18 protein-coding genes are annotated in these 20,735 nt (G+C 72.9%); 12 read left to right on the top strand and 6 right to left on the bottom strand.

Annotation, left to right across the window (positions count from 1 at the left end):
• Positions 1-479: 479 nt before the first annotated feature.
• Positions 480-1,733 (top strand): amidohydrolase, encoded by a 1,254-nt coding sequence (locus ACQEUR_RS15120; protein ID WP_433030693.1) that lies wholly within the window; start codon positions 480-482, stop codon positions 1,731-1,733.
• A gap of 46 nt (positions 1,734-1,779) precedes the next feature.
• Here the strand turns inward: ACQEUR_RS15120 and ACQEUR_RS15115 are convergent, their stop codons facing one another.
• Complete coding sequence (locus ACQEUR_RS15115) at positions 1,780-2,775, bottom strand: DUF4349 domain-containing protein (RefSeq protein ID WP_433030690.1); 996 nt, start codon at positions 2,773-2,775, stop codon at positions 1,780-1,782.
• Positions 2,776-2,893: 118 nt separating this feature from the next.
• Between ACQEUR_RS15115 and ACQEUR_RS15110 the strand changes: the two genes are divergently transcribed.
• The 3 genes from ACQEUR_RS15110 to ACQEUR_RS15100 all read left to right on the top strand — a co-directional run bounded on the left by ACQEUR_RS15110 (position 2,894) and on the right by ACQEUR_RS15100 (position 5,375).
• Entirely contained in the window at positions 2,894-3,523 is a 630-nt protein-coding gene (locus ACQEUR_RS15110; RefSeq protein ID WP_433030687.1) for an MBL fold metallo-hydrolase, read from the top strand.
• 28 nt (positions 3,524-3,551) lie between these two features.
• A complete protein-coding gene (locus tag ACQEUR_RS15105; RefSeq protein ID WP_433030684.1) occupies positions 3,552-4,478 on the top strand; it encodes a hypothetical protein in 927 nt (308 codons plus the stop codon).
• A 138-nt stretch (positions 4,479-4,616) separates the two neighbouring features.
• Positions 4,617-5,375 carry an SCO6745 family protein gene (locus tag ACQEUR_RS15100; RefSeq protein ID WP_433030681.1) on the top strand — a complete coding sequence of 253 codons (759 nt, stop codon included), beginning with the start codon at positions 4,617-4,619 and terminating at the stop codon, positions 5,373-5,375.
• A gap of 17 nt (positions 5,376-5,392) precedes the next feature.
• Here ACQEUR_RS15100 and ACQEUR_RS15095 read toward each other — a convergent pair whose 3' ends face one another.
• On the bottom strand, positions 5,393-5,848 hold the full coding sequence (locus ACQEUR_RS15095) for a gamma-glutamylcyclotransferase (RefSeq protein ID WP_433030678.1): 456 nt from the start codon (positions 5,846-5,848) through the stop codon (positions 5,393-5,395).
• A gap of 106 nt (positions 5,849-5,954) precedes the next feature.
• Between ACQEUR_RS15095 and ACQEUR_RS15090 the strand changes: the two genes are divergently transcribed.
• The 5 genes from ACQEUR_RS15090 to thrS all read left to right on the top strand — a co-directional run bounded on the left by ACQEUR_RS15090 (position 5,955) and on the right by thrS (position 12,732).
• Positions 5,955-7,358: an NAD(P)H-quinone dehydrogenase gene (locus tag ACQEUR_RS15090; RefSeq protein ID WP_433030675.1), complete on the top strand. Its 1,404-nt coding sequence runs from the start codon at positions 5,955-5,957 to the stop codon at positions 7,356-7,358.
• A 333-nt stretch (positions 7,359-7,691) separates the two neighbouring features.
• Positions 7,692-9,353: a circularly permuted type 2 ATP-grasp protein gene (locus tag ACQEUR_RS15085; protein ID WP_433030672.1), complete on the top strand. Its 1,662-nt coding sequence runs from the start codon at positions 7,692-7,694 to the stop codon at positions 9,351-9,353.
• A complete protein-coding gene (locus tag ACQEUR_RS15080) occupies positions 9,347-10,300 on the top strand; it encodes an alpha-E domain-containing protein (protein WP_433030669.1) in 954 nt (317 codons plus the stop codon). The genes ACQEUR_RS15085 and ACQEUR_RS15080 overlap by 7 nt, the downstream gene beginning before the upstream one ends.
• 13 nt (positions 10,301-10,313) lie before the next feature.
• Positions 10,314-11,177, top strand: a complete 864-nt coding sequence (locus ACQEUR_RS15075) for a transglutaminase family protein (protein WP_433030667.1) — start codon at positions 10,314-10,316, stop codon at positions 11,175-11,177.
• 343 nt (positions 11,178-11,520) lie between these two features.
• On the top strand, positions 11,521-12,732 hold the full coding sequence (gene thrS / locus ACQEUR_RS15070) for a threonine--tRNA ligase (protein WP_433030664.1): 1,212 nt from the start codon (positions 11,521-11,523) through the stop codon (positions 12,730-12,732).
• Positions 12,733-12,882: 150 nt separating this feature from the next.
• Here thrS and ACQEUR_RS15065 read toward each other — a convergent pair whose 3' ends face one another.
• Both ACQEUR_RS15065 and ACQEUR_RS15060 read right to left on the bottom strand, forming a co-directional pair.
• Positions 12,883-14,322, bottom strand: a complete 1,440-nt coding sequence (locus tag ACQEUR_RS15065) for a GuaB1 family IMP dehydrogenase-related protein (protein ID WP_433030661.1) — start codon at positions 14,320-14,322, stop codon at positions 12,883-12,885.
• 248 nt (positions 14,323-14,570) lie between these two features.
• A complete protein-coding gene (locus ACQEUR_RS15060) occupies positions 14,571-16,340 on the bottom strand; it encodes an acetyl/propionyl/methylcrotonyl-CoA carboxylase subunit alpha (RefSeq protein WP_433030659.1) in 1,770 nt (589 codons plus the stop codon).
• A 249-nt stretch (positions 16,341-16,589) separates the two neighbouring features.
• On the opposite strand from ACQEUR_RS15060, the gene ACQEUR_RS15055 reads away from it, so the two are divergent.
• The 3 genes from ACQEUR_RS15055 to ACQEUR_RS15045 all read left to right on the top strand — a co-directional run bounded on the left by ACQEUR_RS15055 (position 16,590) and on the right by ACQEUR_RS15045 (position 19,116).
• The gene (locus ACQEUR_RS15055; protein ID WP_433030656.1) at positions 16,590-17,225 is read left to right on the top strand and encodes a PadR family transcriptional regulator; all 636 of its coding nucleotides are present in this window, start codon (positions 16,590-16,592) and stop codon (positions 17,223-17,225) included.
• 130 nt (positions 17,226-17,355) lie between these two features.
• Complete coding sequence (locus ACQEUR_RS15050) at positions 17,356-18,312, top strand: ATP-binding cassette domain-containing protein (RefSeq protein WP_433030653.1); 957 nt, start codon at positions 17,356-17,358, stop codon at positions 18,310-18,312.
• A 48-nt stretch (positions 18,313-18,360) separates the two neighbouring features.
• Positions 18,361-19,116, top strand: a complete 756-nt coding sequence (locus ACQEUR_RS15045; RefSeq protein ID WP_433030650.1) for an ABC transporter permease — start codon at positions 18,361-18,363, stop codon at positions 19,114-19,116.
• 113 nt (positions 19,117-19,229) lie between these two features.
• Here the strand turns inward: ACQEUR_RS15045 and ACQEUR_RS15040 are convergent, their stop codons facing one another.
• Both ACQEUR_RS15040 and ACQEUR_RS15035 read right to left on the bottom strand, forming a co-directional pair.
• A complete protein-coding gene (locus ACQEUR_RS15040) occupies positions 19,230-19,883 on the bottom strand; it encodes an O-methyltransferase (RefSeq protein ID WP_433030647.1) in 654 nt (217 codons plus the stop codon).
• A 114-nt stretch (positions 19,884-19,997) separates the two neighbouring features.
• Positions 19,998-20,714 carry a Maf family protein gene (locus tag ACQEUR_RS15035; RefSeq protein WP_433030644.1) on the bottom strand — a complete coding sequence of 239 codons (717 nt, stop codon included), beginning with the start codon at positions 20,712-20,714 and terminating at the stop codon, positions 19,998-20,000.
• Positions 20,715-20,735 lie beyond the last annotated feature (21 nt).

Raw genomic sequence — 20,735 nt, 5'->3', positions numbered from 1 at the left:
GCGCCGCGCCCGGCGGCGGTGTGGGGCCGAGAATTTCGGGTACCAGGACAGTGACTCGGACGGGTGACAGGTCGGGCCGACGGGGCGGCCCGGGTCCAATGGGTGCGAGGACGGACAAACTGTGCGCACCGCACGTGACCTCGGGTGTCACCCTGAGGATCGCTGCCACCCCTTCAGCGTGACAACTGGCAACCGTTCGATGGACCGTCGCAGAACAAATGCGGCAATCCGGGCGAGTATGGCCGGTGTCGGAGTCGTGATCGTGACGGGTGAAATCGTCACGCGTTGTAGGAGGTGTGGGACAGATGGCGGGGTCGGACGGCGAATTGAGCGGTACGCCGTACCCCGCTGAACGCTCCTACCAGGGCTTTCGTGACGCTGTGCTGTCCGATCACTACCGTAACGAGGTTGCGCAGCGTCACCGTCGGCGGTCTAGGCTGTCCGAGTCCCATCCCATTCACAGTGATCGAGAATTCGACGTGACGAGTGCGTTGCAACTGCCGACCGGCAGCCAGCTGGCGTCGTCGGGGTCCGAACCGGCGCCCGGGGCGGAGCCGCTTCCCCACGGGCTCGACCAGGCGCTGAACTTCCGCCTGCCCGAGCTCATTTCGACCCGTCGGTTCCTCCACGCCCATCCGGAGCTCTCCGGGCAGGAGTTCGGCACCGCCGCGCTGATCGCCCGCGAACTCGCGGTCGCCGGTCTCGCGCCCCGGCTGCTGCCGAAGGGCAACGGGGTGATCTGCGACATCGACGGCCGCCCGAACGGACCCGTCGTCGCACTCCGGGCCGACCTCGACGCGCTTCCGCTCGCCGATGCCAAGGACGTGGCGTACCGCTCCACGGTGGACGGGGTCTGCCACGCCTGCGGACACGACGTGCACACCACGATCGTGCTGGGCGTCGGCCTGCTGCTGGCCCGGCTCGCCGAGCGCGGCGAGCTGGCCGGGCGGGTACGGCTGATCTTCCAGCCGGCCGAGGAGATCCTGCCCTGCGGTTCGCTGGAGGTCATCGAGGCGGGCGGCCTGGACGAGGTTAGCCAGATCTTCGCCCTGCACTGCGACCCCAACCTGCCGGTCGGGCAGGTCGGCCTCCGGGTCGGCCCGATCACCGCGGCGGCGGACAACATCACCGTACGGCTCAGCGGACCGGGTGGGCACACCGCCCGCCCGCACCTCACCGTGGACCTGGTCGACGCCCTCGGCCGGCTGGTCACCGAGGTGCCGGCGCTGGTCAACCGCCGGGTGCCGGCGAACAGCGGCCTGCTGCTGGTCTTCGGGCAGGCCTCGGCGGGCACCCAGTACAACGTCATCCCGAACGAGGCGATGGCCGCCGGCACGCTGCGGGTGCTGGACCGCGACACCTGGGACCAGGCACCCAAGATCGTGGCCCAGGTCGTCCGGGACGTCATCGCGCCGACCGGCGCCACCGTCGACATCGAATACCTGCGGGGCCGCCCGCCGGTGGTCAACGACGCCCGGTCGATCCGGGTGCTGACCGCCGCCACGGCGGCTGCGGCCGGTCCGGCCGGGATCGCGGAGACGCCGCAGAGCATGGGTGGCGAGGACTTCTCGTGGTACCTGGAGCACGTCCCCGGCGCACTCGCCCGGCTCGGCGTGGGGCGGGCGGCGGCCAACGTGGACCTGCACCGCGCGACCTTCGACGTGGACGAGCGGGCGATCGGGGTCGGGGTACGCGTCCTCGTCCAGACCGCGCTCAAGGCACTGGCCGACTGACGCCCGGCCCGCGCCGGCCGGCTCGTCGCGGCCGGCGCCGGGGCGGTCAGCCCGTCGGCGGGTGAACCGGTGCCGGGGCGGTCCCGGCAGCCGGGTCGGGTACCCGCTGCCGGGGCGCCGCCGCCGGCAGCGACCGCCGCTCACGCCGCCGCCGCAGCAGCCAGAGCACCCCGGCCGCCGGCAGCCCCAGCGCGACCAGCCAGGGCAGCAGCGCGCCGAGCAGCGTCAGCAGGACATGCAGCGAGGCGACCAACGCCCGCCAGCCATCCGTCAACCCGGCGAGGAAACCCCCACCCGACTCCTCGGCCGGCTCGCGGGCGCCCGGCCCGAGCAGTACCGCGGTGATGGTGGAGAGCGCCGTCAGGTCGGCGAGGCGGCGCTTCTTCGCCTCCAGCGACGCCAGGTCGGCCTCCCGCTTGGCCAGCTCGCCCTCCAGCATCACCAGCTCGGAGAGGGTCTTCGCCTCGGCCAGCAGCCGTCGCCCGCTCGCCACCCGGGCCCGCTGGGTCGCGATCCGGGCGTCGAGATCCAGGGTCTCCTCGGTGACGTCGTCGGTGGAGATCTCCCGGCGCTGCGGGTGGCCGAGGCCGGCGATTTCGTCGACGACCCTGGCGAACCTCTCGGCCGGGACCCGCAGTTGCAGGGTCGCCTCGGCGCTGGACCGGTCGCTGCTCCGGTTGTCACCGCCGACGAAGCCGCCCGCGCCGGTGACGATCCCGGACGCGCTGGCCGCCGCGGCGTCCACGTCCGCCACCCGTACCGTGATCGAACCGGTGTAGACGATCGCCCGCTGCCCGACGCCGAGGTCCGGCGGAGCGGCCGGGTCCCGCCCCGGTTGGCCCGGGACGGCCTCGCCCGCGACGGGCCCCGCCCCGGCGGCGTCCTGCGCGTCGGCCGGAGGGTGGGCCGGCGCCTCGGCCGGCGCCGAGCCCGTGGACGCGCTCTCCGGGCCGCTGCCGCAGCCACTCAGCGCCAGGACGGCCAGCAGGGCGAGGGTGCCCAGCAACCGGACCCCGGGTACGCCCCCGTCGCGCTTCCTCATGTCCCGCTCCGCTCTCCCGGCCCCCGGTCGGGGCGTTCGGTCAGACGCGCGGCGAACTCGGCCCGGTTCCGGCAGACTGCGCTCAGGGACGTCACGATTCGGTAGCCGAGGAGTCTCGATGCGACTGACCAAGCACGGCCACGCCTGCGTACGGATCGAGGACGACGGGGCGGTGCTGGTGATCGATCCGGGCAGCCTCACCGAACCGGCCGCGCTGGACGGGGTGGACGCGGTGCTGATCACCCACGAGCACCCCGACCACCTCGACGTCGACGCGCTCGCAGACGCGCTCGCCCGGCGCCCCTCGGTGACCGTGCACACCCACCCGGACGTGGCGTCCAAACTGGACGGGATCGCAGACGTGGTGACGACGGTGCGCTCCGGCGACCGGTTCAGCGCGGCCGGCTTCGACATCCGGGCGTACGGCGGGTGGCACGCGGTGATCCACCCGGACCTGCCCCGGGTGGTGAACCTGGGCTTCCTGGTCAACGACTCGGTGTACCACCCGGGCGACTCGTTCGACGTGCCGCCCGACGCCGAGGTGGACACCCTCTTCGTGCCCGTCTCGGGGCCGTGGCTCAAGCTCGCCGAGTCGGTCGACTTCGTCCGCGCGGTCAACCCGCGCCGAGCGTACGCGCTGCACGACGGGTTGCTCGCCGAGGCGGGGCTCACCCTCGTCAACACCAGCCTGGGCCGGCTGGTCGACTGCGAGTACGCCCGCCTCACACCGGGGACCGCCGTCGACTGATCGGGGCGGGAGAGCCAGGATGGCAGGCGTGGGCGTACCCCGGGATCTCGTCGAACGGCTCTACACGGCGCCACCGGACGGCTTCGTCGCCGCCCGTACCGAGGCGGTCGCCGGGGCCCGGGCGGCCGGTGACGCGGCAACCGCCCGGGAGATCGCCAAGCTGCGCAGGCCGACCGTGGCGGCCTGGCTGGTGAACCTGCTCGCGCTGCGCCGACCCGACCTGATGGCCGAGCTGGTGGAACTCTCGGGCGCGCTCCGCGCCGCGCAGCGTGAGCTGCGCGGGCCCCGGCTGCGGGAGCTCTCCGCCCAGCGGCGGGCCGTGGTGGGGGCCCTGGTCGACCAGGCACGCGCCCTGGCCCGGGAGGCGGACCCCGGGGCCGCCGCCGGGAAGCTGCCGATGGCCGAGGTGGAGGCGACGCTGAACGCGGCGCTCTCCGACGTGGACATCGCCGAGCAGGTGCGTTCCGGCCGGCTGATCCGGGCGGCGACCTACGCCGGCTTCGGCGAGGTGCCCCGGCCGCAACTGCGGTTGATCACCGGCGGACCGGACGGCGTTCAGGTCGCCGAGGAGCCGGAGGCTGTCGAGGTCGAGGCGCCGGAGGCGGCCCGCGCCGAGGAGACGGCCCGGGCGCAACGGGCCGCGCGCGCCGAGGCGGCCCGGACCGCGCAGCGCCGTTCGCTGGACCGGGCGCTCACCGAGGCGCGTACCCGGCAGGAACGGGCGGAGGAGGAGCTGGCCCGCGCCACGGCGGCGGAGCGGGACGGGGTCGCGGAGCTGGCCGAGCTGGAGCGGGCGCTGGCCGAACTGGAGCGACGGCGGAGCGCCGCCGACCGCGAGGTCGCGCGGCGCAAACGGGCGCGCCGGGACGCCGAGCGGGCCGCGGTGACCGCCCGGCGCCGGGTCGGCGAGGTAGAGGGGGCGGTGGAGGCCCTGACGGCGCAGGAGGCGCCCTGACCGCCGAGGAGGGGTCCCGGGGGTGGGAAGGGCGGTACTGACGGCGGGCAGGGGCTGCCGGAAAGGCGGTACCCGAGGCACACTCAACCGGGTAACGCGGGCACCGCAGCCGCGATCGGCGACCGGAAGGCGGTTCCGTTGACTCCCGAGCAGGCCGCCGGCGCGGCCAAGCCGAGTGTGCTGAAGCTGGGCAGCGCGTTCGTCGAGTGTCCCCGGACCCTGCGCCGGGCACGTCAGATGGGACTCTCCGGCTGGGCGTTCTTCGTCGCCGGCCGGGGCGCGGTGCTCGGCGACGTACGGACCGAGACGGTGGCCGCGGCGATCGGCATCCTGGCGCCGGAGGCGGTGGCCGACGGGTGGGAGGCCGCCGTACGGGTGGCGACACCGAGCGAGGTGGCCCGGGTCAGCCGCGCCGAATGCTGCCGGTGGGGGATCGACTACCTGGCCGGCACCAAGCAGGTCGGCCGGCTGATCGAACTGGTCGAACCCGTGGTGGGCAGCGCCGACGCCGCCGGTATGCCGCTCTTCGCCGCCTGGCGGGCCATGCCGGTGCCGGCGGACGCCGCTCCGGCGGCCCGCGCGGCGGTGCTGCTGCACCTGCTCTTCGAGTACTACAGCGGCGCCGGCCTGATGGCGGTACGGGCCGCCGGAATGGCCCCCATGGAGATCATCCTCGCCGGCCCGGAGGGCGAGTCCCTCGCCGTGACGTACGGCTGGTCACCGCCGTACCCACCGGTCGGGCCGCTGGTCCGGCGGCGGCTGTGGGCCGAGTCGGTGACCGACCGGATCGTGGCGCAGGCGTTCACGGTGCTCGAACCGGCGGAGCGCGCAGAGCTGACGGCCCTGCTGGGCACCCTGCTCAGGGGGCTGGCGATGACACCGGCCGGCGCGGAGTAGCCGCCAACGGGGGCGGCTCAGGTGGAGGCGGTGCCGGTGGGTCGGGCCCGCAACTCCGCCACGTAGTCGTCCGGGGCGCCGGCCTTCTCCGCCGCGTTGGCGATCTCCGACAGGTACCACGCGGTCGGCAGCCCGCCCTCGTAGCCGTCGAAGACGTACACCCAGGCGGTCACCTCGCCGTCCAGCGTGACGACCCGCAGATGCAGCTTGCGGTAGGTGCCGGCCACCACACCCTCGACCTCGTCGAGTTGCGCGGCGTCCCACGGGTGCACGTCGTAGAGTGCGACGAAAACGCGGTCGCCGGGCGACTCGACGATGGTGGTGACGGCGCCCTCCCAACCGATCTCGCCCTCACCGGCGAAGGTGAGGCGCCAGCCTTCCAGCCAGCCGGTGCCCACCATCGGCGAGTGCGGGCAGTAGGCACGCATCCGGGCAGGATCGAGGTTTGAGCCGTACGCGGCGTAATGACGCACGGCGATGACGATAGCCCGGTGGAGGCGTAGTGGAGAATACGACCGTGCGTGTCGGACGGGTTCTGGGCAAGAAAGTGACTGTGAGCACCGAGAGAGGGCGGGCGTTGTGAGCGGGATCGTGATCATCGGCGGAGGGCCGGCCGGCTACGAGGCGGCCCTGGTCGCCGCGCAGCTGGACGCCGACGTGACGGTGGTCGACACCGAGGGTGCCGGGGGCGCCTGTGTCCTGCACGACTGCGTGCCCTCCAAGACCTTCATCGCCAGTTCGGACGTGATGACCGGCTACCGCGACACCGAGGAATTCGGCGTGCACTCCGACGGGCTGGACGGGATCACCGTCGACGCCCCCACCGTGTACGGGCGGGTGAAGCGGCTGGCCCTGGCCCAGTCGGCCGACATCCACGCCAAGCTGATCAAGGCGGGAGTGACGTTCGTCTCGGGTCGGGCCCGGCTGGGGGAGGACACGCTCGGTCACACGCACCGGGTGCTGGTCACCCCGGAAGACGGTGACTCTCAGTATTCGCTTGATGCCGGCACGGTGCTGGTCGCCACCGGCGCGACCCCGCGGGTGCTGCCCAGCGCGGTCCCCGACGGCGAACGGATCCTCACCTGGCGGCAGGTGTACGACCTGCCCGAGCTGCCGGAGCGGCTGATCGTCGTCGGTTCCGGCGTCACCGGTGCCGAGTTCGCCAGCGCGTACCTGGCGATGGGGGTCGAGGTGACCCTCGTCTCCAGCCGGGACCGGGTCATGCCGCACGAGGACGCCGACGCCGCGATGGCGATCGAGCAGGTCTTCCGGTCCCGGGGCATGAGCATCCTCAACAACGCCCGCGCGAACTCGGTCCGGCGCACCGGGGACGGCGTCGAGGTGGAACTGGCCGACGGCCGGCTGGTCACCGGCTCACACGCCCTGATGGCGGTCGGTTCGGTGCCCAACACCGCCGACCTGGGCCTGACCGAGTACGGCGTCGCGGTGGCCCCCGGCGGGTACGTCACGGTCGACCGGGTCTCCCGGACCAACGTGCCGGGCATCTACGCCGCCGGCGACTGCACCGGGGTGCTGCCGCTGGCCAGCGTGGCCGCCATGCAGGGCAGGATCGCCATGTGGCACGCGCTGGGCGAGGCCGTCTCGCCGCTGCGGCTGCGTACCGTCGCCGCCAACGTCTTCACCGACCCGGAACTGGCCACCGTCGGGGTGTCACAGGACGAGGTGGACTCCGGCCGTACGCCGGCCCGGCAGGTGATGCTGCCGCTGGCCGGCAACGCCCGAGCGAAGATGGCGGACCTGCGGGACGGCTTCGTGAAGCTCTTCTGCCGCCCGGCCACCGGTCAGGTCATCGGCGGCGTGGTGGTGGCGCCGAAGGCCAGCGAGCTGATCCTGCCGATCACCATGGCGGTGGAGAACAACCTGACCGTCGACCAGCTGGCGCTGACCTTCACCATCTACCCCTCGCTGTCCGGTTCGATCACCGAGGCCGCCCGCCAGTTGATGCTGCACGGGCTTCAGTAGTCCACCGTCCGGCGTACCGTTGTCGGCGGGCGAACCGTACCCCCGGGTCCCCCGTTCCTGGCGGTGCGGCGGTTCGCCGTCAGGGCCGCCGGCAGGTCCCGTGCCGGCGGCCCGCCTCAGCGGACCGGGCGGCGGTCGAGGCCGCGCCCCCGGATCGCATGGGCGGGCGCCCTGCCTGTAGAGCTGGGCGCGTGGACGGGGCGGGCGCATCGACGGGGCAGCTCTACAGGCGCTGCCGAGAAGTATCGGCCTCACCGCCGGGAAGCGCACTCCCCGATCACCGGGGAGAGTTGGTGTTACGCGCGCGCAACGAGACCGGCGTAACGTCAGGCCATGGCGGACTTGTTCGAGGACTACCGCCTCGGCCCGGGGTGGGACGAGATGTTCGGCGAGCCGGGCATGCCCCGGCAGACGTACGAGGCACTGCACGCGACCCTGCAACCACTGTCCAGCGGGGAACTCGGGATCCGGGCCGAGGTGCTGGCCGCGGCCTTCCTCGACCAGGGCATCACGTTCGCGCTCAAGGGCGTGGAGCGACCGTTCCCACTGGACATCGTGCCCCGGATCATCGCCGCCCACGAGTGGCGGGCCGTCGAGGCCGGCGTCGCCCAGCGGGTACGCACCCTGGAGGCGTTCCTCGCCGACATCTACGGCGCCGGACAGGTGCTCGCCGACGGCGTCGTACCCCGCCGGGTGGTGGTGACCAGCGCACACTTCCACCGCGAGGCCGCCGGGATCAACCCGCACAACGGCGTACGCATCCACGTCGCCGGGGTCGACCTGATCCGCGACGAGCAGGGCCGGTTCCGGGTGCTGGAGGACAACGTCCGGGTGCCCTCCGGGGTCAGCTACGTCATGGAGAACCGCCGCGCCATGGCGCACGTACTGCCCGAGGTCTTCGCCGCCACCCGCATCCAGCCCGTCGAGTCGTACCCCGGGCAGTTGTTGCGGGCCCTGCGCGCCGCGGCCCCGGCCGGAACCGCCGACCCCACGGTGGTGGTGCTGACCCCGGGCGTGCACAACTCCGCCTACTTCGAGCACGCCCTGCTGGCCCGCGAGATGGGCGTCGAGCTGGTCGAGGGTCGGGACCTGGTCTGTGTGGGTAACGACGTCGCCATGCGGACCACGGCCGGCGAACAGCGGGTGGACGTGATCTACCGCCGGATCGACGACGACTTCCTCGACCCGGTGCACTTCCGGGCCGACTCGGTGATCGGCGTCGCCGGACTGCTGAACGCCGCCCGCTGCGGCCGGGTCACCATCGCGAACGCGGTCGGCAACGGGGTCGCCGACGACAAGCTCCTCTACACGTACGTGCCGGAACTGGTCCGCTACTACCTCGACGAGGAACCGATCCTGCCGAACGTGGAGACGTACCGGCTGGAGGACCCGGACGTGCTCGACCACGTGCTGGACCGGCTGGACCAGCTGGTGCTGAAACCCGTCGACGGCTCCGGCGGAGCGGGGATCGTCATCGGCTCAAAGGCTGGCGACGAGGAACTGGCCGAACTGCGCCGGCAGATCACGGCCGACCCGCGCGGCTGGATCGCCCAGCGCGAGGTCGCGCTCTCGATGGTGCCCACCCTGGTCGGCAACCGGCTCCGCGCCCGCCACGTGGACCTGCGGCCCTTCGCGGTCAACGACGGCCAACGGGTCTCGGTACTGCCGGGCGGGCTGACCCGGGTGGCGCTGCCGGAGGGGGCGCTCGTGGTCAACTCCAGCCAGGGCGGCGGCTCCAAGGACACCTGGGTGCTCGCCGAGGCGCCCTCCGCGGCCGTACCCGTGGACCTCACGACCGGCGCGGAGCCGGACGCCCCGGAGGCGGCGGCGCCGCCGCTGGTCCCCGCGCCGCGCAGCCCCGATCCCGGCCCCGACTCCGCGCTGGTCGCGATGCAGCAACGACAGCAGCAGCAGGCCGCCCGACCGGGCCGGCCACCGGTGACCCCCGGCGGCGGCGAGGACGAGGGGCGCGACCACCGGAGGCGGGCATGCTGAGCCGGATCGCCGAATCGCTCTACTGGATCGGCCGGTACGTCGAGCGGGCCGAGGACACCGCCCGGATCCTCGACGTACACCTGCACCGGATGCTCGCCGACCCCTGGGTCGACGAGGCGACCGCCTGCCGGTCGCTGCTCGGGGTGATGGGCGTCGAGCCGCTGGACCAGCCGATCACCGCCGCCCGGGTGGTCGGGGTGCTCGGCCTGGACGAGACCAGCCCCAGCTCCGTCGTCGGCGCCCTGGCCGCCGCCCGGGAGAACGCCCGGGGCGCCCGGGAAACCGTCTCCGCCGACATGTGGGAGTGCCTCAACTCGACCTGGCACGGCCTGCGCGGCGCCCAGCGCCGGGTGGAGCAGCACGGCGTGCACTCCTTCTTCCGCTGGGTCCGGGAACGCTGCGCGGTGATGAGCGGACTGACCGACGCCACCATGAGCCGGGACGAGGGCTGGCTCTTCCTCGTGCTCGGCCGCAGCGTCGAACGGGTGGACATGACCTCCCGGCTGCTCTCCACGCACGTACGCGCCGGCGGGAGCATCCCGTCCTGGCTGACGCTGCTGCGCGCCTGCGGCGCCTGGGAGACGTTCCTGCGCACGTACCGGGGCTCGCTCGACGACCGGCACGCCGCCGAGTTCCTGCTCCTCGACCGGCTCTTCCCGCGTTCCGTCTTCGCCGCGCTCTCCCGGGCCGAGACGTGTCTCGCCGAACTGGAGCCGTCCGGTGGGCCGGGGCGCCCCGGCCGCGCCGGAGTTTCCACCGAGGCGCAGCGGATCATCGGCCGGGCCCGTACCGGCCTGGAGTTCCGGGCCGCCGACGAGCTGATCGGCGACCTGGCGACCGTACTGGCCGGTCTGGAGGGCACCTGCTCCCAGGTCAACGACGCGATCTCCCGCCGGTACTTCCGGCAGACCTCGGCGGTCGCCTGGCTACCGGAGGCGGTGGCGTGAGAGGAGCGCTCCGATGACGGTGGCGAGCTGGCGGTTGAAGATCAGGCACCAGACCGGGTTCACCTACGCCGGCGCGGTCGCCTCCTCCTACAACGAGGCGCGGATGTCGCCGGTCAACGACGCCCGCCAGGCGGTGCTGGACACCCGGGTGGAGGTGTGGCCACCCGCCCGGACCTACCGATACGAGGACTACTGGGGCACCCTGGTCACCGCCTTCGACGTACACACGCCACACGAATCGTTGACCGTCACCGCGACCGCGACGGTGGAGACCCTGCCGCCGGGCGACCAACTGCCGCCGAACGGCGGAGCGAGCTGGGCCGAGCTGCGGGCACCGCAGGACCGGGACCGCTGGTACGAACTGCTGCTGCCGACCCCGCGTACCGCCATCGACGAGGAGCTGACCGAGCTGGCCGAGTCGGTCCGCGCCGCGCACCCCACCCCGCACGCCGCCGCGATGGCGCTCTGCGAACGGGTCCGCGACGAGCTCACCTACGCCTCCGGTGCCACCGGGGTGCAGACCGACGCCGTACAGGCCTGGCGGCAGCGCGAGGGGGTCTGCCAGGACTTCAGCCACCTGGTGGTCGGACTGCTGCGCAGCATCGGCATCCCGGCCCGGTACGTCTCCGGCTACCTGCACCCCACCCCGGACGCGGCGATCGGGGACGGCGTCGTGGGGCAGAGCCACGCCTGGGTGGAGTGGTGGGTCGGCCGGTGGACCGCGTACGACCCGACCAACGCGGTGCCGGTCGGCGAACGGCACGTCGTGGTCGGCCGTGGCCGGGAGTACGGCGACGTGCCGCCACTGAAGGGCGTCTACGCCGGCCCGGCGAACACCGGGCAGGGCGTCGAGGTGACCATCACCCGACTCCGCTGAGGTGTAAGGAAGGGCCCCGTGTTATCGCTTTTTGTATAGGAAGGGCCCCCTCTGCCCCCAGCCGGCTCACCCCAGCCGAGGGCGGCGGCGAGAAATCCGGCTGCGGGTCGGCCCGACGGGCCGTAGCGTGGCGGCCATGCGCAGCGCTGGCAGGAAGACGACGACGCCGGGACACCCCGGCGTGCCGCGCTGACGCGATCTTCCGTCGACAGGCCCCGGGGCGATCCGCCCCGGGGCTTCGTTGTGCTCCGGGTCGTCGGTCGCGCCGGGGAGGTCCCGACCGCCGTGGGCAGGCACCCACGGCGGGCGGGCGGGACCGCCGTACCCGAGCAAGGAGAGTGACATGGTCGACCACCGCAGGTTGGGTCGCGAGCTGGAGCTGTTCCACCCGGACCCGCTGTCCGGCGCGGGCCTGCCGATCTGGCTGCCGGCCGGCGCCGCGGCCCGGCACGCCGTCGAGGAGTACGTCCGGGAGCTGGAACGCCGGGCCGGCTACCAGCACGTCTACTCGCCACCGTTGGGCAAGCGGGAGCTGTTCGAACTCTCCGGGCACCTCGGCTACTTCGCCGACGACATGTTCCCGGTGCTGCGGCTCTCCGCGGACGACGAGTTCGTGCTCCGCCCGGCGCTCTGCCCGCACCACGCCCTCGTCTACCGGTCCCGGGGCCGCTCCTACCGGGAGCTGCCGCTGCGGATCGGCGAGCTGGGCGGGATGTACCGGCCGGAGCGTTCCGGGGTGCTCGGCGGGCTGAGCCGGGTCCGGGCGATCTCGCTCAACGACGCGCACAACTTCTGCGCTCCGGAGCAGGTCGGCGCGGAGGTCGGCGCGATCCTCGACCTGATCCGCGCGGCGCACGCGGCGCTGGGCGTACGCCCGACCGGGTTCCGGCTCTCGCTGCGCGGGCCGGCCGAGAAGTACGTCGGCGACGACGGCATGTGGCAGCGGGCGGAGAACCTGCTCCGGGACGCGCTCGCCGGACTGCCGTACGTCGAGGCGGCCGGGGAGGCGGCGTTCTACGGACCGAAGATCGACATCCAGATCCGGGACCCGGCGGGCCGGGAGTCGACCCTCTCCACCATCCAGCTCGACTTCGACAAACCGGAGCGGTTCGACCTGTCGTACGTCGACAGCCGTGGCGGGCGGAGTCGGCCGGTGATGGTGCACCGCAGCCTGGTCGGCAGCATGGAGCGGCTGTTCGCGTACCTGATCGAGGTGCACGAGGGAGCCTTCCCGGCCTGGTACGCCCCGGTGCAGGTGGCGGTGCTGCCGCTCGGCCCGGAGCAGGTCGAGGCGGCCGAGGCGTTCCGCCGGGACTGCGTGGGCGCCGGGCTGCGCGCGGATCTGGTGTGCCAGGGGTCGCTGGGGTCGAGGGTACGGGCGGCCGCCCAGCGCCGGGTGCCGTACGTGGCGGTGCTCGGGGCCCGGGAGGTGGCGGCCGGGCAGGTGGCGCTGCGGCTGCGCGACGGCCGCGAGCTGCCGGCGATGGCGATGCCGGCCGCGCGCGCACTGATCGGCGAGGTGGTGGCGAGCCGATCCCCGGACCTGCTCCCCTGACGGGGCGTCCTCCAACCTTGATCGCCGTGATCAGGGAGCCGTGCGTGCGGCGCGCCGGCCGACACGCGGAACTGTTCCCTGATCACCGCGATCTTCGCCGCCGACTCGACCCGCTGACGATCCGCCCGCTGGGCGTCCGGTGGGCGCGGGCTACCAGTTCGTCGGGATCGGCATCCCCTCGGTGAAGCCGGCCGCGCTCTGCACGCCGATCACCGCCCGGGCGTGGAACTCGGCCAGGTCGGCGGCGCCGGCGTACGTGCAGGCGCTGCGTACCCCGGCGATGATCTCGTCGATCAGGTCCTCCACCCCCGGGCGGGACGGGTCGAGGTACATCCGGGCGGTGGAGATCCCCTCCTCGAAGACCGCCTTGCGGGCCTGGTCGTACACGCTGTCCTCGGCGGTACGGGCGCTGACGGCGCGCGCCGAGGCCATCCCGTAACTCTCCTTGTACCGCCGGCCGTCGGCGTCGGTGTAGAGATCGCCCGGTGACTCGTACGTGCCGGCGAACCAGGTGCCGATCATCACGTTCGAGGCGCCGGCGGCCAGCGCCAGGGCGACGTCGCGCGGATGCCGTACCCCGCCGTCGGCCCAGACGTGCCGGCCGAGTCGCCGGGCCGCGGCGGCGCAGTCCAGCACGGCCGAGAACTGCGGCCGGCCCACCCCGGTCATCATCCGGGTGGTGCACATCGCGCCGGGGCCGACACCCACCTTCACGATGTCCGCGCCCGCCTCGACCAGATCCCGTACGCCCTCCGCGGTCACCACGTTGCCGGCCGCGACCGGCACCGGCGGATTCAGCCCCCGTACCGCCCGCAGCGCCTTGATCATCCGTTCCTGGTGACCGTGCGCGGTGTCCACCACGAGCGTGTCCACCCCCGCCTCCAGCAGCGCGGACGCCTTGCCGGCCACGTCGCCGTTGATGCCGATCGCGGCGGCTATCCGCAGCCGGCCCTTGCCGTCCAGCGCGGGCCGGTAGAGCGTGGCCCGCAGCGCCCCCTGCCGGGTCAGTACCCCGACCAGCCGGCCCTCGACGTCGACCACCGGGGCCAGCCGGCGGCGGCCCTGCGAGAGCCGCTCGAAGCCGGTACGCGGATCCGCCTCGGCGGGCACGGTGTGCAGCTCGGTGGACATCACATGCCGCAGCTGGGCGAAGCGGTCCACTCCCACGGTGTCCGCCTCGGTGACCACGCCGAGGGGTCGCCCGTCGGCGTCGACCACGACCACCGCCCCGTGGGAGCGCTTCGGCAGCAGGTGGATCGCGTCCCCGACGGTGTCGGTCGGGCCGAGCGTGATCGCCGTGTCGTGCACCAGGTGGCGCTGCTTCACCCAGGAGACCACCTCGGCGACCACGTCGATCGGAATGTCCTGCGGCAGTACGGTGATCGCCCCGCGCCGGGCCACCGTCTCCGCCATCCGGCGTCCGGCGACCGCCGTCATGTTGGAGACCACGATCGGGATCGTGGTGCCGGTGCCGTCGTCGGTGGAAAGGTCGACGTCGAGCCGCGACGCCAGGTCCGAGCGGACCGGTGCCATGAAGACGTCGTTGTAGGTCAGGTCCTGCGCGGGTGCCCCGCCGTTGATGAACCGCACCCGGCCATCATGCCCTGACCAGCACCGCGCTCTCACGACGGCCGTCCCTGGCCGCGCCGCGCTCCGCGCCCCGCGCCGCCCCGCGCCCCGCGCCGCCCGGCGCCCCTGCCGCCCCGCGCCCCGCGCCGCGCCCCGCGCCGCGCCTCGCGCCGCGCCCCGCGCCGCGCTGATCGCGGTGATCAGGGAGCTGATAGCGGGACACGCCGACGACACGCCCGTACCGCTCCCTGATCACGGTGATCTTGGGGTCAGGTGATGCGGCAGATCGGGGTGCCGGCGGTGAGCACCGCGCCGACCTGCGCGGAGAGCCCGCGTACCACGCCGGCCTTGTGCGCGTGCAGCGGCTGCTCCATCTTCATCGCCTCCATCACCACGATCAGCTCACCCTCGGCGACGGTGTCACCCTCGGCGACCGCGACCTTGACGATCGTGCCCTGCATCGGGGCGGTCAGGGCGTCGCCACCGGTCACGGCCGGGGAACCGCTGCTCCCGCCCCGACGGGTCGGCCGGACAGGGGCGGTGCCGGCCCGGCCCGCGGCGCCGGCCGAGGGCGTACCCGTGCCGTAGCCGGCAGGGAGGCTGACCTCCAGCCGCTTGCCGCCCACCTCGACCACGACGGTCTCGCGCTCCAGGGCCGGCTCGGCGGCCGGGGCGGCACCGGTGAACGGCGGCACGGTGTTCTCGAACTCGGTCTCGATCCACCGGGTGTGCACCCGGAACGGGGCGTCGGTGAAGGCCGCATCCCGCACCACCAGCCGGTGGAAGGGCAGCGCGGTGGCCATGCCGTCCACCACCATCTCGTCGAGGGCACGCCGGGCCCGCTCCAACGCCTCGGTACGGGTCTCGCCGGTGACGATCAGCTTGGCGAGCAGCGAGTCGAAGTTCCCGCCGATCACGTCACCGGCGGAGATGCCGGTGTCGACCCGTACCCCGGGCCCGCCGGGCAGCCGCAGCGCGGTCACCGTGCCGGGCGCGGGCAGGAAGTTCCGGCCCGGGTCCTCGCCGTTGATCCGGAACTCGATCGAGTGGCCGCGCGGGTTCGGATCGGCGTCGAGCCGCAGCTTCTCGCCGGCCGCGATCCGGAACTGCTCACGGACCAGGTCGATTCCGGCGGTCTCCTCGGTCACCGGGTGCTCCACCTGCAACCGGGTGTTGACCTCCAGGAAGGAGATGGTGCCGTCGCCACCGACCAGGTATTCCACCGTGCCGGCGCCGTGGTAGGCGGCCTCCCGGCAGATCGCCTTGGCGCTGGCGTGGATCTGCGCGCGCTGCTCGGCGGTCAGGAACGGCGCCGGCGCCTCCTCGACCAGTTTCTGGTGCCGGCGCTGCAGGGAGCAGTCCCGGGTGCCCACGACCACCACGTTGCCGTGCTGGTCGGCGAGGACCTGCGCCTCGACGTGCCGGGGCCGGTCCAGGTACCGCTCCACGAAACACTCGCCCCGGCCGAACGCCGCGACGGCCTCCCGGGTGGCCGACTCGAAGAGCGCCGGGATCTCCTCCATCGTCCGGGCCACCTTCAGGCCACGGCCGCCGCCGCCGAACGCCGCCTTGATCGCCACCGGCAACCCGTGGTCGGCGGCGAAGGCCAGCACCTCGTCCGGGCCGCCGACCGGTTCCGCCGTGCCGGGCACCAGGGGCGCGCCGGCCCGCTGGGCGATGTGCCGGGCGGTGACCTTGTCGCCCAGGTCGCGGATCGCCTGCGGGCTCGGCCCGATCCAGGTCAGGCCGGCGTCGATGACGGCCGCCGCGAAGTCCGCGTTCTCGGAGAGAAACCCGTAACCCGGGTGTACGGCGTCCGCGCCCGCCCGAGCGGCCACGTCGAGCAGCTTGTCGATCCGCAGGTACGTCTCCGCCGCGGTGTCCCCGCCCAGGGCGTACGCCTCGTCGGCGCCGGTGGCGTGCAACGCGTCGCGGTCGGAGTCCGCGTACACGGCGACGCTGGTCAGCCCGGCGTCCCGGCAGGCGCGGACGACCCGGACCGCGATCTCGCCCCGGTTGGCGATGAGTATCTTGCGCACGCGGCTGCTCCTCCTCTGGTTGACCGATCGCGTCCGTCGTCGACCGATCGCGGCGGCGTCCCGCCGGCCTCGGGGGCGGCGTTCCGGCGGGCTCGGTGATTGTCCTCGACGGCGGTTTTCGCTGGAAGTCGCGGGGGTGGTCGCCGACGACGGATCAGACGCTACCCGGGCCGGCCGGCCGGGTTCCGGCGGAGGCGGCCAGACCCCCAGCCGGGCGGTAGTCAAGTTTGGCTATTACGCTTTGGTGTCGTGTCAGCCACCCGAATGATGATTCTCGGCCTGGTCCGTTGGATGCAACCCGTGCACGGCTACGACGTCCGCCGCGAGCTGCTGAGCTGGGGCGCGGACAAGTGGGCCAACGTCCAGCCCGGCTCGATCTACCACGCCCTGCGCAGGCTGGCCGAGGAGGGACAGCTGCGCGAGGTGGGCACCGAGCAGGTGGGCGCCCGGCCGGCCCGGATCAGGTACGAGGTCACCGCCAAGGGAGAGGACGAGTTCCAGAACCTGCTGCGCGGCCAGTGGTGGAGCGTCGCGGCGGTGGCGGATCCGTTCTTCGCCGCCTTCTCGTTCCTGCCGGTGCTGCCCCGCGAGGAGGCCTCGGCCGCGTTGCGCAACCGGGCCCGGCTGATGCGCGCCGAGGTGGAGAGCCTGCGGGCCGCGATGGAGTCCGGCTGGTTGAAGCAGGGCATGCCGACCCACGTGAACTGGATGTGGCGGCTCTGGATCGGCCGGGCCGAGAGCGAGATCGCCTGGTGCGAGGAGATCGCGGACCTGGTCGACTCCGGAGTGTCGTACCTGCCTGAGAGCCTCCACGCGGCGCCCGGCTGGGAGCGCTTCGGTCAGGCGCCGGGGGAGTCCGCTGCCGATCGTGGTTCCGACGCGTAATAATCAACGTTGACTAACAGCGCTATATCTCGTTAGCCTGACGGCGATTCGTCGGGGTGGGCGCTGTACGGCGTCGCCCCCGGGGGGACGCGGTCGGCGGGCTCGCCGGCCCGGGCGACCAGGAGCATTCATGATCGAGACCAAGGGGCTGCGGAAGTCGTTCCGCTCCCGACAGGGCAGAGAGAAGAAAACCGTCGACGCCGTACGCGGAGTCGACCTCGTGGTGAACGAGGGGGAGATCTTCGGCTTCCTCGGGCCCAACGGCGCGGGCAAGACCACCACCCTGCGGATGCTCGCCACACTCATCGAACCGGACGACGGCGAGGCCACCATCGCCGGCGCCGACCTGCGCAGCGACCCGGCCGAGGTGCGCCGGCGGATCGGCTACGTGGCCCAGGGCGGCAGCACCTGGGACGAGTCCACCGCGCGGGAGGAACTCGTACTCCAGGCCCGGATGTACGGGCTCAGCAAGGCCGACGCACAGCAGCGCGCCGTACGGGCGTTGGCGGCGTTCCAGCTCACCGAGTACGCCGACCGCAAGTGCGGGACCTACTCCGGCGGTCAGCGCCGCCGGGTCGACATCGCGCTCGGCATCATCCACGAGCCGAAGATCGTTTTTCTCGACGAGCCGACCACCGGCCTCGACCCGCAGAGCCGGGCCCACATGTGGGACGAGATCCGGCGGCTGCGTGCCGAGGGGATGACCGTCTTCATCACCACGCACTACCTGGACGAGGCGGACGCGCTCTGCGACCGGATCGCCATCATGGACCACGGCGAGATCGTGGCCGAGGGGACACCGGCGGAGCTGAAGCGGGAGATCTCCGGCGACGTGGTGGTGGTCGCCATCGAGGGGTCGGTGCCGGCCGCCGCCAAGGCACTGGAGACCGAGTCGTACGTGACCAAGCTGGAGACGCCCGAGGAGGGTGGGCTGCGGCTCTACGTCAACGACGGTGCCCGGGACATGCCGCAGATCCTGCGCGCCCTTGACGCCGCCGGCATCGCGCTCAGCTCCATCGAGCTGCACCGGCCCAGCCTGGACGACGTGTTCCTCACCAAGACCGGCCGCTCGCTCCGTGAGTCCTGACCGGCCCGCCTACCTTTCGTCCTGCCTGCGATACAGGAGATCCGTGTCATGAAACTCGTCCGCGACACCTGGCTGATCTTCCAGCGGCAGTTCCTGCTGCTGGTGCGCCAACCGGTCTGGCTCTTCGTCGGCATCTTTCAGCCGGTGATGTACCTGCTGCTCTTCGCCCCGCTGCTCAAGCCCGCGCTGAACGCGCCGACGAACGCCGAGGCCTACCGCATCTTCGTACCCGGCCTGCTGGTGCTGCTGGCCATCTTCGGCGGCCTGTTCCAGGGCTTCGGCCTGATCGCCGAGCTGCGGGCCGGGGTGATCGAGCGGTCCCGGGTCACCCCGATCAGCCGCCTCGCCCTGCTGCTCGGCCGGTCACTGCGCGACGTCGTGTCGCTGATCGCCCAGGCGATCATCATCACCGTGCTGGCGCTCGCCTTCGGGCTCACCGTCTTCATCGGTGACCTGCTGCTGGCGTACCTGATGCTGGCACTCATCGCCATGATGACCTCGGCGCTGTCGTACGGCATCGCACTCGTGGTGAAGAGCGAGGACGCCCTCGCGCCGGTGATGAACACGATCGCCCAGCCGGTGCTGCTGCTCTCCGGGATCCTGCTGCCGCTGAACTTCGCGCCCGGCTGGCTACAGGGGATCGCCGACTGGAACCCGTTCTCCTGGGCGGTCGACGGGGCCCGCGCGCTCTTCGCCGGTGACCTGGGCAACGACGCCGTCTGGCAGGGGCTCTCCATCATGGCGGTGATCACCACGCTGGCCGTGGTCTGGGCCGCCCGCGAGTTCTCCCGCAGCGTCCGCTGAGCGGTGCCGACCCCGCACCCGTCACCGGTACGCCGGAGTGCCCGGCGTACCGGTGACGGGTGGGTCGTTCTGGCGGTCTGCCGCTGGCGGTCGGGGCGGTTGCGCCGCCTGGGTCAGCGGCGCCGGGCCAGGGTGAGTCCGTCGGCGATCGGCAGCATGACCAGGTCGACCCGGTCGTCGGAGAGGATCTCGTCGTTGAAGCTGGCGACGGCCAGGTCCGACGGGCTCTCCGGGGCCAGGACCCGGCCGTCCCGGAGTACGTTGTCGACCACGATCAGGCCGCCGGCCCGCATCCGTGGCACCAGCTCGGCCCAGTAGACCGGGTACTCAGTCTTGTCCGCGTCGATGAAGGCGAGGTCGAGGTGCGGCTCGGTCGGCAACGAGCGCAGCGACTCGATGGCCGGGCCGATCCGCAGCTCGATCCGGTCGCCGACCCCGGCCCGCTGCCAGTAGCGGCGGGCGATCGAGGTGTACTCCTCGGAGATGTCGAGGCAGGTCAACCGGCCGTCCGCGGGAAGTCCCCGGGCGATGGCCAGCGCGGAGAGGCCGGTGAAGGTGCCCACCTCCACCGCCTGTCGGGCGTTCACCAGCCGGGTGAGCAGGGTCAGCAGGGCGGCCTGCTCCGGGGCGATCTGCATCTGCGCCTGCGCCGGCAGCGCCGCCAGGGTCTCGTCCATCAGTTCGACCACGAGGTCGTCGGGCGGGGAGCCGTGCGCCACGAGGTAGGCGTGCAGGTCGTCGGTCAGCGGTATGGATTTTCGGGTCACGCCCCGACGCTAGTCCCTGCCCCGGGCCACTGCCGCCCTTAGCGACGGCCCACTGTCGGCCCCGGCCCGGCCGTCGCCGCCGGTCGGTGCAGGCTGCCGGCCGGCGCCGGCGGGTCAGTGCGGGGCGCTGCCGGCCGTCGAGGTCAGGTCGGCCCAGAGGTCCGTGATCCGCAGGTCAAGCTCGTTGAGCATCAGGCGGAGCAGCGGGAGGGAGAGCCCGATGACGGTACCGGGATCGCCGTCCACCCGGTCCACGAACGGGCCGCCGATCCCGTCGAGGGTGAAGGCGCCCGCCACCTGCAAGGGCTCGCCGGTGGCCACGTAGGCGGCGATCTCCTCGTCGGTGACGGTGGCGAAGTGCACGGTCGTCGCGGCGACCTCCGCCACCTCGCGGTCAGCGCGCAGATCGATCAGGCAGTGCCCGGTGTGCAGTACGCCGCTCCGGCCCCGCATCTGCCGCCAGCGCTCGGTGGCGTCTTCGGCGCTGGATGGCTTGCCGTAGATCTCGCCGTCGAAGGCAAGCACCGAGTCGCAGCCGAGCACGAGGGTACGTCCCTCGTCCGTACCGTGCTCGTGCCCGGCCGCGTTCTGCTGTGCGGTCCGGTCCGCTTGGCCGGTCGTCCCATTCTCCCGGCAGAGGCGTTCCGCGACGGCTCGCGCCTTGAGCTGGGCCAGGGTGAGGCTCAGCGCGTCGGGCGTCGAGGGATCCACCTGGGACTCGTCCACGCCACTGACCAGCACCTCCGGCTCGATGCCGGCGGCGAGCAGAAGCTTGCGCCGGGCCGGGCTCGCCGAGGCGAGCACCAGTCGCGGCCGGTTTGTCGTACGCACGGCGGCCTACGCTACCCGGCG

The sequence above is a fragment of the Plantactinospora sp. CA-290183 genome (assembly GCF_050936375.1).
In the GTDB taxonomy this organism is placed as follows: domain Bacteria; phylum Actinomycetota; class Actinomycetes; order Mycobacteriales; family Micromonosporaceae; genus Plantactinospora.
This window is presented reverse-complemented; position numbering and strand designations above follow the sequence as displayed.